This is a genomic window from Bacillus sp. CCNWLW194, from assembly GCF_037120585.1.
Classification (GTDB): Bacteria; Bacillota; Bacilli; order Bacillales; family Bacillaceae_G; genus Bacillus_A; species Bacillus_A basilensis.
This window is the reverse complement of sequence record NZ_JBBBBL010000024.1, coordinates 34,173-49,730: the sequence shown is the minus strand read 5'-3', so window position 1 is coordinate 49,730 and position 15,558 is coordinate 34,173. Positions and strand designations below refer to the sequence as shown.

At 32.9% G+C, this 15,558-nt stretch carries 11 protein-coding genes and 1 pseudogene; 4 read left to right on the top strand and 8 right to left on the bottom strand.

Annotated features, from left to right (window positions below):
- Window positions 1-3: 3 nt before the first annotated feature.
- The 3 genes from V7S50_RS31115 to V7S50_RS31105 form a co-directional block, all read right to left on the bottom strand.
- Window positions 4-1,320, bottom strand: a complete 1,317-nt coding sequence (locus tag V7S50_RS31115; protein ID WP_063224984.1) for a sensor histidine kinase — start codon at window positions 1,318-1,320, stop codon at window positions 4-6.
- A 233-nt stretch (window positions 1,321-1,553) separates the two neighbouring features.
- Window positions 1,554-2,534, bottom strand: coding sequence for a glutaminase GlsA (gene glsA / locus V7S50_RS31110; protein WP_063224983.1), 981 nt, complete (start codon window positions 2,532-2,534; stop codon window positions 1,554-1,556).
- A gap of 124 nt (window positions 2,535-2,658) precedes the next feature.
- The gene (locus tag V7S50_RS31105; protein ID WP_063225007.1) at window positions 2,659-4,083 is read right to left on the bottom strand and encodes an alanine/glycine:cation symporter family protein; all 1,425 of its coding nucleotides are present in this window, start codon (window positions 4,081-4,083) and stop codon (window positions 2,659-2,661) included.
- Window positions 4,084-5,225: 1,142 nt separating this feature from the next.
- Here V7S50_RS31105 and V7S50_RS31100 point away from each other — a divergent pair.
- The gene (locus V7S50_RS31100) at window positions 5,226-6,377 is read left to right on the top strand and encodes an anion transporter (protein WP_242252654.1); all 1,152 of its coding nucleotides are present in this window, start codon (window positions 5,226-5,228) and stop codon (window positions 6,375-6,377) included.
- A 261-nt stretch (window positions 6,378-6,638) separates the two neighbouring features.
- On the opposite strand, the gene V7S50_RS31095 is transcribed toward V7S50_RS31100, so the two are convergent.
- On the bottom strand, window positions 6,639-7,412 hold the full coding sequence (locus V7S50_RS31095; RefSeq protein WP_242252653.1) for a hypothetical protein: 774 nt from the start codon (window positions 7,410-7,412) through the stop codon (window positions 6,639-6,641).
- A gap of 127 nt (window positions 7,413-7,539) precedes the next feature.
- Between V7S50_RS31095 and V7S50_RS31090 the strand changes: the two genes are divergently transcribed.
- Together V7S50_RS31090 and V7S50_RS31085 are read left to right on the top strand one after the other, a co-directional pair.
- Window positions 7,540-8,067 (top strand): matrixin family metalloprotease, encoded by a 528-nt coding sequence (locus V7S50_RS31090; protein WP_001009604.1) that lies wholly within the window; start codon window positions 7,540-7,542, stop codon window positions 8,065-8,067.
- A gap of 23 nt (window positions 8,068-8,090) precedes the next feature.
- Window positions 8,091-8,864, top strand: a complete 774-nt coding sequence (locus tag V7S50_RS31085) for a cardiolipin synthase (protein WP_242252652.1) — start codon at window positions 8,091-8,093, stop codon at window positions 8,862-8,864.
- A gap of 255 nt (window positions 8,865-9,119) precedes the next feature.
- Here the strand turns inward: V7S50_RS31085 and V7S50_RS31080 are convergent.
- The 4 genes and pseudogenes from V7S50_RS31080 to V7S50_RS31065 all read right to left on the bottom strand — a co-directional run.
- Window positions 9,120-9,401, bottom strand: a pseudogene (locus V7S50_RS31080) (erythromycin esterase family protein); the annotation flags it as partial.
- Window positions 9,402-9,500: 99 nt separating this feature from the next.
- Window positions 9,501-11,090, bottom strand: a complete 1,590-nt coding sequence (locus V7S50_RS31075; RefSeq protein WP_063224977.1) for a bifunctional metallophosphatase/5'-nucleotidase — start codon at window positions 11,088-11,090, stop codon at window positions 9,501-9,503.
- Window positions 11,091-11,705: 615 nt separating this feature from the next.
- The gene (locus V7S50_RS31070; protein ID WP_252209156.1) at window positions 11,706-13,346 is read right to left on the bottom strand and encodes a catalase; all 1,641 of its coding nucleotides are present in this window, start codon (window positions 13,344-13,346) and stop codon (window positions 11,706-11,708) included.
- Between the two features lie 113 nt (window positions 13,347-13,459).
- The gene (locus V7S50_RS31065) at window positions 13,460-14,296 is read right to left on the bottom strand and encodes an alpha/beta fold hydrolase (RefSeq protein ID WP_242252650.1); all 837 of its coding nucleotides are present in this window, start codon (window positions 14,294-14,296) and stop codon (window positions 13,460-13,462) included.
- A gap of 507 nt (window positions 14,297-14,803) precedes the next feature.
- Between V7S50_RS31065 and ycaC the strand changes: the two genes are divergently transcribed.
- Window positions 14,804-15,448: an isochorismate family cysteine hydrolase YcaC gene (gene ycaC / locus V7S50_RS31060; protein ID WP_000131219.1), complete on the top strand. Its 645-nt coding sequence runs from the start codon at window positions 14,804-14,806 to the stop codon at window positions 15,446-15,448.
- Window positions 15,449-15,558 lie beyond the last annotated feature (110 nt).

Genomic DNA, 15,558 nt, shown 5'->3' with positions numbered 1-15,558 from the left:
GAATCACCCTTTCGAAATTATATGATCAATTCCTAATCTAATTATAAAAATTGATCCTTTTCCTTCGGTTCTGTCCTCAAGCGTAACATCACCTTCAAGTTGTTCGACCATTTCTTTAACATACGATAGTCCGATGCCTGTCGATGGATTGCCTAAATCATCATATTTAGAAGTAAAACCAGGCTCAAAAATTGAATCTTTATATTTTGAAGAAATACCGGGACCATTATCGCCTATTTGAAATTCAACAAAATGGTGGTCTTTATTAATGTCAATTGTGATGGTTCCCATACCTTGGATAGCTTCTACAGCGTTTGTAACGATATTATTTATAATAGATAAGATTGTATAAATATGATAATGAGAATGTACACCATCAATTTTATACACAAATTGAATGTCTTTCTCTAGTAACTGTGCATATTTCGTATTCGCCCGTATAATGATATTTACCAGTTCATGTACAGACATATAATCTGTAAAACTTTCATCAGAAATTAGTTTTGAAAGCCCCGCAAAAATACGTTGATTATCCTTTTTAACATCATGGACCTCACCAGCAATTTGTAATGCCTGTTGCCTTAAATCCTGAAACTGAAAATCCATCTGTTTATGCTCAAAAGAATCTAAGGTTTTATATAAATCATAGGATTTTTTTGTTATATTCTCAGCATCTTGTAATGTTTTTTTTAAATGAACAGCATCTTCATATAAATTAGAGATGAGCATAAGCATATGTTCATTTTGTTTCTTTATGTGTCTCTCCCTTGATTGTGCTTCATACAATTTCATCATATTGAAAAAGCTTAGAACTATAAAACTATGGGAACATGCGATAACAATGATCTCATTTATTGCCTCGGATGTGATCGATGTTTTTAATACGAAATATTGAATCATTAATTCCACACAGTCTGACAATATTTCAATAATACAACCAATCAAACCAATCATTAGTGGTTGATGATAAAAACGTTTGATTTTTGCTAAATGAAAGAGATACGAATACGTAAAATAAAAGAAAAAACTAGGATAGTGAGTATGAAAAGCGGCTAACCAATCCATATTTCCCTTTATAATGACATCCATTGAGATACGAAATACTACAACGACTATCGCTGTTAAAAAACCCGGTAAAAATGCTGGAACTCGTCGAAACAATAACAAAAAAAAGAAAAATGTTGGTGCACCAAAGCTCATTCTAAATGTTTCATTTAAGGGAAATGACTTTATTTCACCTACTAAGGGTACTGTAAGTATCATTAAAACGAGAATATAAATGTCTTTTTTTACTAAATTACTAAGATTCAAAATAATCACTTCTCACTTTCGCCTAACAGTCAGTATACAAACCTATTTGCATTAATACAACACTTACTCTATTTTTTTCAAAAACTGATAAATAAGATATAAACGAAAGCATTACAGATTGTGAGTATTCATTACACTCTTCTACTTTAGAAAGATACTTTATAACTCAAAAATGTTCAGACACAATATAAGGTCTGAACACTTTTGGACTCGCTCTAACATCAAAATATCTGTGCTCCTTTTTAAAATATACTTAAATCCCATTCTTTTGCAATATGTTCTAACAACATAATTCCTGGTAAACTATTCCCATATTCATCAATGGCTGGTCCGTAAATACCAATACCACATCCATCTTGGAACGATAAATCCTTCCTAGACTTTGAGGGAACAAGTGTCATAATTCCGCCGGATACCCCACTCTTAGCTGGTAATCCAATGAAAGCAGCAAATTTTCCAGAAGCATTGTACATTCCACAAGTAAGCATTAAAGCTTTTGTTAACCTAGCTACTTCTTTAGGGAGCACTTGTTCTTTGCGAATAGGATGATATCCATCATGTGCTAGTATAAGCCCTATTAAGGCAATATCTTCTGTATTTATTTCAATCGAACATTGTTTTAGGTAAACCTCTAGTGTCTCCTCCACATCTGATTCTAGAAAACCATTCTCCTTTAAATAGTATGCTAAAGCTCTATTACGATGAGCCGTTTCCCATTCTGATTGAAATACTATTTCATTAATAGCAGGACGCTTCTCTATCATTTTTTCAATTAATACGTATAGAGATTCTAATTTTTCTTGCACCGATATCCCTGGCAAAAGTGAAGTTATCGTAATCGCTCCAGCATTAATCATAGGATTAAAAGGTTTTCCTGGTTTATGTATCTCTAAACGAATAATCGAATTGAAGGCATCTCCAGTTGGCTCTACGTCAACTCGTTCTAATACATAAGAAATACCGCGACTTAAACAAACGGCTATAAATCCGATTACTTTTGATATACTTTGTAATGTGAAAGGTACCTCCCAATCTCCTGACTTTATCATTGTTCCATCTGGCTTTACTATACAAATACCTAACTGCGATACATTTATTTCTCCCAGAGCGGGAATATAACTGGCGCTTCGTCCCTTAGCTGCATACGTTCGATAATGAGCTACCCATTGATCTAAGCAAACTTTTTCTTGACCCTCAATTTGAACGATAGAATCCTTTATCATTTAACAATATTCCCCCGTACTATTAACTTTATATAGAATAATTTTTTCTTTAATATCATCAATAATATTTGCACTAGAACCAAGAAAGATATTCAGACATATTGCAGTCTGAATATCTTTCTTATTACACACTTTTCTTTTTTGAAGTTTCCTCATAACTATCCCAACATTCAACATTTTCAAGCCCTTTAATGTTTTCTTTATAAAAAACAGGATCTTTACCAGCTTTTTTCTGGTTTATATAATCTTGTAACGCCGCAAATGCTACTTTTGAAAGTAAGGTAATAGCAATTAAATTAATAATAACCATAAAGCCCATAAATAAGTCCGCTAAATCCCATACAATTTGAATCTTTGCAACAGAACCAAATACAATCATAGCCAACACACTTATTCTGTATATCATTAACCACACTTTACTTGTATGTAAGAAGCGAATATTTGTTTCACCATAATAATAGTTGCCAATTAACGCACCAAATCCAAATAAAAAAACAAAGATAGCAAGACAACCCGATGCCCAAGAACCGATGTGTTCACTTAATGCTGCTTGTGTAAGTGCAATACCATTTAACCCCGGTTGTTTATATGCATCAGAAAGCAAAATAATAAAGGCAGTGCTAGTACAAATGATCAGTGTATCCGTTAATACACCAAATGCTTGAATCAGTCCTTGTTTCACCGGATGACTTGTTGTTGCTGTTGCAGCAACGTTTGGTGCACTTCCCATACCAGCTTCATTTGAAAATAAACCACGTTTAACTCCATTCATAAGTGCTGCACCAATTGAACCTCCTGCTATTTGTTTAAAACCAAATGCGTTTTGAACAATAAGAGAAAGAACTTCCGGCATTTTTGATATGTTGGTAACTACAACAAATAATGCAACTCCAATGTATAATACCGCTAAAAATACCACTTTGTATTCAGCCATTTTTGCAATACGTTGTACACCACCAAAGATAATCGCAGCGAAAGCAATGGCCATGATTATCCCGACTGTTAGACGATCTGTACCAAATGAGTTTTGAAAAGCAATTGTAACTGTATTTGATTGTACTGAATTGAATACAAGACCAAAAGTAATTGTGATTAAAATAGAGAATAATACTCCCATCCAACGTTTATTCAATCCTTTTTCCATATAATAGGATGGACCACCGCGGAAGCCAGTTTTATCTTTTACTTTATATATCTGTGCTAATGTACTTTCAACAAAACTGGATGCCGAGCTAATAATAGAAATAATCCACATCCAAAATACAGCTCCAGGACCTCCTAATGCAATCGCAATTGCAATTCCTGTAATATTCCCTGTTCCAACGCGAGCTGCCATACCAATACAAAACGCTTGAAAAGGAGAGATTTGATCTTTAGAACCACTTTTCCCCTCCATTAATACACGGACCATCTCTTTTAACATTCGAAACTGTACAAAATTCAATTTAAATGTAAAATAAATTCCGCAAATAACAAGCATAATAATTAACAATTTAGACCACAAAAAATCATTCGTTGATCCGACTAAATCTACAAAAAACCTTTCCATATTATCACTCCATACCCCAAATTTATCTATCATAATCTATATAAAATCACCTATATTCCCTGGCATAAATACCTCATTCATATTCAAATACAACAAGGATAAAAATTTTCTATATTAATAGGATTGGCCTGTTTAAGCAAACGTCACAACATGTAACTGTAAAACTGGAATTTTGAAAAACTTAACGTTTATACACACGGTGCTCTATCCCCTTCTGTAAAACTAATATTCTTATCCACTAATGTTGTTGTACTATTATGTTTGTTTCGTTTACCGGTGATTTACATTTAAATCATAATAATCAATAGTGATTAACTGGTTTTTTGTTAATTTTCTCAAGAACATGGAAATATCTCCTTTCTCACTACTAATCTCAAAAATAGGCTAGGTAAAAACTTCACGAAAAATCTATTAAGCGCTTTCAATCTTCAACTAAGAGAACCTTGTCTTTAATTTATAATTAAAAGTACAGAATGTTACGAAAAAGTACAGATTTTTATAAAAACAAAAAATATTTTAAGGTTTTTTCATCTAAAAAACACTGAGATTTTGTGAATTTTATACAGTATCCAAACGTCGCGGATTCCGTTCTACCTAACCTTTGACAAGCCTCTATTTTCTTCATAAAAACATGCATACTTTTTCTCTTTTAGAACTTCATATAAAGTATTTGAAATCAAGAATCGATAGGGTATTATAAGAATATTTTAAAAATAAAACATTTAATTTATTTATGGTATCATACAAAAAACATTTGTTTTCTCAATTAATCCCCTAGTGGGATTCGTCTATATTGTACATATTTACAATATTAAAGACACTAAGCAAAAAAGGATTTTGTTGAAGGGATGAAACATTACAAAACTCTTATTTAGGACCTTATGATATCCTCTTTTCTAGCAATATCGAGTTAACCAAAAATATGATTTTTGGCAGCTCCACAAATAAAAAACTACTCATATTATTATTTTTTGAAAACGTTATTAATATTATTCCATTTAAGTTTCAAATGTTAGAACAACCAATTGATAAGAAAAGCTATTAATTTTATTGCAATATAAAAAAATTTGTTGAATACCTATTATTAAATGTATATTTCCCTTGCGTTTCATTCTACTAACATAGATTACAGGTGGTGTATTGTGAAAGAAATAGTATTCGTTCAAAATAAAAAAAGACTCCTTATGAAATTCGGATTTTTAAAAAAGGATATAGTACTTACCATTTCACTGATACTAGCAATTGTAAGCTGCTTTATATATTCGCCAAAGATCGAATATATTAACTTTGAAGTGTTAATTAGCTTATTTAATCTAATGGTGGCCATTAAGGCCTTTGAACAGCTAAAGATATTAGACAAACTTGCCGTTGCCATTTTAAATAAATGCAATAACAGCAGATCAATATCTATTATTCTAATTTTGTTATGCTTTATTTGCTCCATGTTTGTAACAAATGATGTCGCTCTCCTCACTTTTGTGCCAATAACACTTGTCATTAGTAAAAAAACACAAATGAACATGATGGATACAATCATCCTGCAAACAATTGCGGCAAATATCGGCAGTAGCTTGATGCCTATGGGAAACCCACAAAATTTATACTTATATTCTTACTATGGAATTAAGCTCATCCCATTTTTAGGTTCAATCCTACTTTTAGCTGTACTTGGAATCAGTTTGTTATTTATATTTACTCAAAAACTTCAAAAAACAGATTTGAAAATAGAACTACCTGTTATTACCGTGAAAAATCGAAAAAAAGCTACCATCTGGATTTTGATACTTATCACTATCATTGCATCTATTTTTGGTGTCATTAATTATTACATTGCGCTAATAGTTACATTGATGGCAGCATTTACGTTAGATAGAAACTTACTATTTAAGATTGATTACTTTCTTCTAATAACCTTTGTCTGTTTTTTTATTTTTATCGGAAACATTTCCCATTCCGATGCGCTGGAGACATTTGCTCGCGCTAATTTAAGAGGAGATACTTCAGTCTTCTTTAGTTCCATATTCTTGAGTCAATTGATTAGCAATTTTCCTACTTCAATTCTTCTATCAAACTTTACTTCTGATTGGAAAGCTTTATTACTAGGAGTAAATATTGGAGGGCTTGGAACAATTATCGCATCTTTAGCCAGTGTAATTTCCTATAAACTATTCACTCAGGCCAATGGTAAAGAGAGTAAGGCATATTTAATTAAATTTAGCATTTACAACTTTTCATTTTTAATCATACTTACATGTATACAATACTTTATCTTTAAATTTCTAAAAATTTTTTGAAAAATTGATTGCTTTAGAAAAACCCAAATATCTCAGCATTAAATTGAGAAATTTGGGTTTTAATATAGGTATGTTTAAAGAGATACAACAAAGTTACCATCAATTTAATATTTTGAGATGTTCTCAAAGCGAAACTCTTTTAGCTTTTACGTTATTTATTAGATTTTAGTTCATTTTTTATGCACTCAGTTATATAATAAATGACTGAATTTATAGGGTAATAACTTTCAATTAATAATAGAAATATAGCTTACGACAATGTTATTTCATTTTTGAAGTCCTCTTCACAAAATCCTTAATGTCCCTCAATTTTTTTCCGCTAATATTATCTTTGATGGTTGAATCTATTTCATTTTCAATATGAAAAGTTTTATCCTTAACCTTTGTTTCAAATTTATATTTATTTTTATCCCAATTTATTAGATTGCTCTTTAGGTGTGCAATATTTCTTAAATCAAATTCAATCATAAAAGGTTCTAAAGCTGGATAAAAATGTCCAAGTTTATTATTTTCTTTTAAAAAAACTATATATGTCTCCTCGGATTTTGGTTTTATATACAATGGATCTTTATTTTCTACTTTTTTAGTAAACACTTTCGTAGCACCTTTCAGAATGACTCCATTTTTATCAATGATTTCATTACTTTCCTCTAATACGAGATTTTCTGAATATCTATGATTTATTAAGATTTCATTCTTTACATAGTCCCCTTTTAAGATTTCTTTGACATGAAAACTAAACAAATGGCCTTCAACATCTTCACTTTGAATCTCATGTGATAAACTGTTTGCCATATTCCATTTAGAGTATAAGCCGTCATATTCACCTAGTACAATTACGTCTGCTTCTTCAACCATTTCGCTTAAATGATTTGTAGTTTTGAATGTCTTATTTAATACTATAGTTTCAGAATTCGATGACACGCTAGACACTCCTGCCACATCTATACTGGACCAAATTGTTTTACCAATAATAATTAAAAAAGTAAATATGAATAAACATAGACACCATTTCATTGCTTTATATTTATACATTATAATAAAGTCTCCCTAAATTATATTTTCTCAATACAAAATATTCTAAATGTTAATGAAATATTAATCCAAAAGAAGAGAATGGTGCTATAATTCTCTTGTTAAAAATAATCTTTGGAGGGATAATATGAATTTTAAAAAAGGGATTACTGCATTTTTATTAGGTACTGTGTTTGTTTTTTCAAGCGTTGGAGTTTCAGAGGCTTATGTAAAAGAAGGATGGAAGCTACCTTCAAAATCAGCTACATATAAATGGGGAGACAGATTAGACGATGGTTCAAGTATCATCAAATCCGGTTGGCAAGCTGCCGATTCAGCCTGGTACACTGCTTCTCGTATTAATTTTACAGTTTCTGCTTCTTCTGTGAACACATTAAACTCTTGGTTTGAAAGTTCCTCTACTTATTATGGAAGAATGAAGACATCTTATAATACATCTACTAAAAAAGTAACGAAATTTGCTGGTGATATTAACGCAGGTAATACAAATATTACAAAATCAAATGTTGCTAAAAGTACAGGAGTCCATGAGTTTGGTCATGCAATAGGAATAGGTCACAACAGTGGTACTTCAATTATGAACAGCAATCGTAATCGTACTACTATGCATGTCCCTCAAACTGACGATAAAAATGGCGTAAATGCAATCTATTAACAGAAAAAGGAGATGGTTTCTTAATGTTAAGTAAAAAAACAAAAACTATAATAATTGCAATACCTTTGGCTACAGTAATTGGTTTTGGAGGATATTCAGTATTTAATAGTCACTTCTCCCCTGTTGCTGGTGAAGATAATAATACTGAAACTGTTATTCTCAGTAAGGATTTCCCTGCTACAAGTGACTTAAATCAAATGATTAATGAAGCAGATCTAGTTGTAATCGGTGAATATGAAGGTCTTGACTCTAAATGGAATATGGCACGTAATCCAAGTAATCCATTGGAAGAAGACAAAGAAAATTATGTTGAAGGACATCTATATAATTTCAAAATTTCCGAAACAATTAAAGGTATGACTGAAAATAAACAAATAAAAATCAATCATCGTTTCGCTGAAACTGTAAAACTTGAAGATTCTAATGCAGTTGTTGCACCAGATGGCACAGTTACAAAAAAAGCTACTAAAGTAACTACTAAAGAGGTGCAAAATAAGGATCCTTTATATATCGAACCTAAAGTTAATAAAAAATATATGATGTTTTTGAAGAAAGATCAATTATTTGGTAACTACTACGGAGCAATTGAACCATTCGCAATTACCTTTGATGAAAATAACAAAGCAGATCTTCAGACAAACATAGAAACTATTAATGAAAGTAAAATGTCTTCCAAAGCACAACTTGCAGGAAAGACAATTGTATTAAAAAATGAAATACATGAAACTATTACTGATAATATTAGCGGTAAGACCCTTGATGAATTAAAAGAACAAGTAAAACAAAAAAACAAGTAATAATTATAACTTATAATGATTTTTCCTATTTCATATGATAATTAAAATTAATTTATAACTGTTATTACAGATTAAAGAAAAATCAACTTAATCTAACCCACTATGTCTTTCGTATTATCTAAGACTATAGTTACAACTAGTTCAATTTCTAATTTTGCAAATGCTGCTCCTACATAGCGCATGTGCCAAGATTTATCTGCATAACTAGTTACATTCTCCTTTTTTCCAATGTTAATAGCTTCGTAATACAAACTGTTACACAGCAAAAAGTTGAGATGGACTCAATTCTTGAATTTGAACAAGTATATCAAATGATTTACCTAATGATATATCAACAGTTTTTGGTATATCAGGCCCTTCGGTAGTTATCCCAGCGAAAATTGGATGTTGTTCACTTAACCAAGTTTTTGTCACTCCGTTTGCCTTACGTAAATCAATAAAAAATTGATCTTTTTTAACTTGTCCAAAGATGTAGTTTTAACAGTTTGGATCATCTGATTTTAATGTTCCATAGGGGCCAAATTCACCGCCACTATTAATTGGCCACAGTAATAATTTATTTCAAACCCACAAAAAATAGATTACCTGTACACTAAAAAGTATAGGTAATCTATTTTTTGTGAGATTAATAAAAAACTAATTTATTTTTTGAATTCTTCCATCAATAATAGACTGAATTGGTTCTTTTGATTTTTTTATATAATCTACTAATGCTTCAAAATCAGTTGGTCCTGTTTCAGCATCTTTACCGTTTTTAAAGGATACAAATCCATCTCCACCTGAAGCTAGAAATGCGTTCGCAACGACGCTGTAAGTTTTAGAAGGAATAATTTCTTCTCCATTTGTTAAGCGAATACTTGTTACTTTTTCTCCATTAGGTTTGTTTGCATCCCAAGTGTATTGGATCCCTGAAATTTGAAGCATTCTTGTTATGTCTTTTTGCCATTGTTGGTTTAAAATATCACGAATGTCTTGACCTGTTAAATTTACTTTTATTAATTGATTTCCGAATGGTTGAATACCATATATTTCTCCCCATGTAATATCACCAGCATCTAAGTCATTACGAATACCACCAGGATTCATAAGTGCAATTTGGGATTGCATTGTTGTACGCTGGGCATCAGTAACTAAATTTCCAAGAGTAGATTCACCAGCCATATTGAGTTTGCGATCTAGTGGCGCAATAGACTTACCTACAACTTCATTGACAAGAGGTGCGATTTTTGCTTGATATTTCTCCATCTTCTTCTTTATTTTTTTATCAGGCTCCATGCCTTCATGGTAAGTTGTAACAATTTCTGCTTTTTTCTCAACAATATCTTGTGTTTTACGATCAATCTTTACATCAACATCAGCAAAAGCCATACCATAAGAATTTGCTTGTACGACAAGTTTATTATTGACAGTTCCATTTACATAGGTGTGGCTATGCCCACCAAAAATAACATCGACTTCTTGATCAGTCTGATTTGCTAATCGGACGATATCACCATTTGTTACGCCGTTCCCATCTGTTGTACCTCCGTTATGCGCAAGAACAACGATAGATTTAACGCCTAGTTTTTTTAATTGCTTTACGGATTTGTTAATAGCTTCAACTTCATCTGTAATTTCTACATTCTTTAGCATAGTAGGCATAACAAGGTTAGGAACATCCGTTGTTACGACTCCGATAAATCCAACAGGAACTCCTTGTACCTTTTTTATAGTGAATGGTGGTAAAAATAATCGACCCGTGGATTTATTATAGAAATTTGCGGCAACATATGGGAATTTTGCTCCTTTAAAATTTCCTGTTTTCTCATGGTATCCACCATAAATAAGGCGGTTCATTTCCGCAACACCTTCATCAAATTCATGATTTCCTATAGTTCCAACATCGAATTTCAAATCATTTAGAAATTCAATCGTAGGTTCGTCTTGTAATAATGCTGAAACAGGAGTACTTGCTCCAACAACATCGCCAGCATGTACCTTTAATGTATTCGGATTTTGTTTTTCACGATCACGTAAATAAGCCCCTAAGTACTCAATTCCCCCTGCATCTTTATTGTTAATTTTTTTTACAGTGTCTAGTTGCCCATGAAAATCGTTAATACCGAGCATTTGTACATCTATGTAGCGGTTTTGTTCTGTACTTGCTTGGGCTGAAGGCACAGCGAATACACTAGTAAAAGTAACTGTACTTAATGCTAAAGCAACTGGAATGATTTTTTTCAACATAAAATTTCTCTCCCCTAATTAAAATTTGACATAATACAATGTTATTTTAATATATTAAGAGAATTATTTCTATAAAAATTCTACCAATTATAAAAATTAATAAGATTTTATTGTTTTCTGACAAGATATTTCTTCCTCAAAAATGTGAAGGTGTAAAACGACAATTTTAAGTGGGAGATGAATATTTGTAGGCTGTAGCCTACACTTTTTACTTAGGATATAAAGGCTCCAAATCAACTTAAGAAACTTCACTACCCAAAATAAGAAAATGTGCATTTCTTTGTTTTGAGGATTATTCAAAATATTATCTTGATAGTAATATAGTAATCCACCTAAGAGACCTAAAAAAACTCTAATCCATACATTTTAGCTGTTAAGAAGATTTCGATTCTTTAAATTGATTACAGTGGTGCACTATGCCGCATTTAAAAAGATGCTCCTGGATTTATCCAAGAGCATCTTTTTAAATGCTTTATTTTTTACTTGTTTATCAACTATCTTATGATATTTAGTACCTCTCATATTTTTAAATAAAACTAATTTACTAATCGTATGAAAGACTACCTAACCATTTTTACGGCACTCCTAAGTATCTCCTATTGTGCTTACGTCTAATTAATAAGGATCTGATTCATTGCTTTCCTTTACTGCATCTTTTGTTGCTTCGTTTGCAGCTAATGAACCTTGGCCATATTTTGATTTACTTACTTCGTGGCCTGGAAGTTTGGCTTCCGTTTTAGCTTCTTTCATTTTCTTTTCAATACCTTCTTTGACACGACGGCCATAATCCTCATCAGCTTGCGTGAAGTGTTCAATCATCGCATTCTGAATTCTTTTGTCACATACTGCAAGTGCTTCAGATAGATTTTTAACCAATTCATTTCGTTCCCACTCCTCAAAACTACGATATGTGTGACCTGCTTGACCATAATTATTAGGACGATCGATTGGTGCACTCATAGCAGCCGCATTGTAAGTTGGTTGGTGTGGGTGATGCTTTTCTTGTTTTGCATCTTTATAACCACCCAGCATAGATGGCTCATAGTTAATATGCGGATTTTCTCCAGACTCTTTCGGATTACGCATATCCATTTGACCACGATGTTGATTTGTACGAACAGGTGCTTTAGGTGCATTTACAGGTAATTGCAGATAGTTTGCACCAACGCGATAACGTTGAGTATCTGAATAAGAGAAAGTACGACCTTGTAGCATTTTATCATCTGAGAAGTCCATGCCATCAACAAGTACTCCTGTACCAAAAGCAGCTTGTTCAATCTCTGAATGGTAATCAACTGGATTACGATCAAGAACCATACGTCCTACTGGTAACCACGGGAATTGCTCCTCTGGCCAAAGCTTCGTATCATCAAGAGGATCAAAATCGAGTTCTGGATGATAACCATCCTCCATAATTTGTACAAATAGCTCCCACTCTGGATAATCTTTGCGCTCAATTGCTTCATATAAATCTTGTGTTGCATGACTAACATTCATTGCTTGAATACTGTTTGCATCTTCTTGTGTTAAATTTCGAATTCCCTGCTTCGGCTCCCAGTGATATTTCACCAATACAGCTTCGCCTTTTTCATTTACCCATTTATAAGTGTTTACACCAGATCCCTGCATATGGCGATATGTTGCTGGAATACCCCATGGAGAAAATAAAAATGTAATCATATGCGTTGCCTCTGGGGTACGAGAAACAAAGTCAAACATCCGCTGAGGATTCGACACATTTGAAACTGGATCAACCTTAAATGCGTGAATCATATCTGGGAACTTCATCGCATCATGAATAAAGAAAATCTTCAAATTATTCCCTACTAAATCCCAGTTACCATCTTCCGTATACATTTTCACTGCAAAACCTCGTGGATCCCTTGCTGTTTCTGGTGAATCCTTGGCTCCAGCTACTGTAGAAAAACGAACCATTAACGGTGTTTTTTTACCAGCCCCTGAAAATACTTTCGCACGAGTATATTTTTCTGCCGGCTCATCTCCAACTTTTCCATAGGTTTCAAAATACCCAAATGCTCCAGCTCCTCGCGCATGTACTACACGTTCCGGAACCTCTTCTCGATCAAAATGAGAAATTTTTTCGATGAAATGATAATTTTCAAGTGTTGCTGGACCACGATTCCCAATTGTTCGGATGTTTTGATTATCCTTCACAGGGTGCCCCTGTCGTGTTGTCAATGTCTCACGTTTCACGTCTTGTTCCTCTAGAGAATTCTTGTCCTGGTTTTCTGCCATAATTGAAAACCTCCTCAAAATTATTCACCTTTAGGTATTTCCATTTATTAGAAAAAATATGATAGAATTGCAACTTATTTATAATGTATCAATTAACAATTATATAGTTGTAATCAGTCCTTTAAAAATAATAGGAGTGCTTCATTAAATTCTTTGGCATGCGTTGCATTTAGCCCATGTGGACCACCCTTTATTAACGCTACTTTAGAATTAGGAATTGCTTCATGTGTTAATTTCCCACTATATTCAAATGGTACAGTTGCATCTGAATCACCATGAATAACAAGGGTAGGTATATTAATCTTGGCTAAATCGCCTCTGAAGTCTGTTTTGCTGAAAGCAGCTATACAATCTAGCGTTCCTTTAGGTGATGCACCCGCAGCGATATCCCTATTGTAAAGTCGAAATGGTTCACTAACTAAGTCAGTTCGATCTCCAGCAGCAAAAAATCCTTTCGTAAACTCATCAAGGAATGCTAGGCGATCACTTTTTACTCCATTTTCAAATCCTTGAATTGCTACATCATCTAATACACCCTGAGGATGATCTGCTGACTTGTAAAGGTATGGTGGTACAGCTCCTGCAAATACAACCTTCTCTACTCTATTGGTTCCATATTTTCCAATATATCGGGCTACCTCGCCTCCACCCATAGAAAAACCAACAAGTGTGACATTTTGAAGCTCTAACTGTTCTAATAGTTGATGTAAATCAGAAGTAAAGGTATCATATTCATACCCTTCCCACGGCTGAGATGATTTTCCAAAGCCTCGACGATCATATGTTATAACTCTGTATCCAGCCTCAACAAGAGCGGGAACTTGGTATTCCCAAGATCGACCACTTAACGGCCAACCATGAATTAGTACAACTGGTTTTCCTATACCATAATCCTCATAATATATCTCAATTGGCGCTTGATTTTCGGTTCCTACAGTAATTTTTGCCATTGTCCTACCTCCTTTAATATGTATCCTTTTCTTCAATAATTCGGATAAATCTCATAACCTATTTATACACATTTATATTGTGAACACTAAGCTTGAAACTCTATTGTTCTGATGAATTCATTTTCTGGTTATGGAACAATTCCTCATCTTATACTTTTCCATCACGAAGTATTTGCTAAACATTCCTCATATTCAATTCTAATAACAAAAATAGGTGACTATCAATATCGTTCTATCTATAGAATGTATAGGTAAAATCAATCTATTTTATAGTGAAAAACAACTATAGTTATGACCTATACAAATTATAGATAATTTAGAATTGATTAACCAATTCGTTTTCAAATACTATAAATTTGTATAGCACTTCATGTTCCGTGAATGCTGCTATCACTCATATTAACGGTCAGTTTATTTAAAAACTAATCGTAACAAACGAAGAAATTTAGGATAATATTCTACTGTTTAAACTTTCTTCGATTACTTAATTTTTAGGAGGAATACATAATGACTGATCTCTATTCTCGTATTAACAAAGATGATGCTGTCGTTCTTTTAGTAGATCATCAAACTGGTCTTATGTCCGGACTAGTACGTGACTATGGTGTTGATGAATTTAAGAACAATGTTTTAGCTCTTGCTCACACTGCTAAGTTTTTTGATTTACCAGTTATTTTAACAACTAGCTTTGAAAACGGACCTAACGGACCTTTAATGCAAGAATTGGTTGATCTCTTTCCTCACGCACAAAAAATAGCTCGACCTGGACAAATTAATGCATGGGATAATGATGATTTTGTAAAAGCAATCGAAGAAACTGGAAAAAAACAACTTATCATCGCGGGCGTAGTTACGGACGTTTGTGTTGCTTTCCCGGCACTTTCCGCTATAAAAGCTGGATATGAAGTATTTGCTGTTACTGATGCTTCAGGAACTTTCAGCAAACAAGTTGCAGATGCTGCCAATACGCGTATGGCACATAATGGCGTACAACTTATGAACTGGTTTAGCGTAGCTTGCGAATTACAACGCGATTGGCGAAACGATGTTGAAGGTTTTGGCAATTTACTTGCTAGTAATCTTCCAGGTTATCAAAATATAATTGGAAGCTATTTAGGAGCTCAACGAGATCTTAGTAAACAAAATGTATAAATGTATTCCAAAGAAATAGCTTTAAATCACTTTTTTTAAAGTGGATAGTATAAATGTAGTGCTGATTAAATCAGCACTACATTTTAAATTAAAAAGTATAGCAGAGCTTT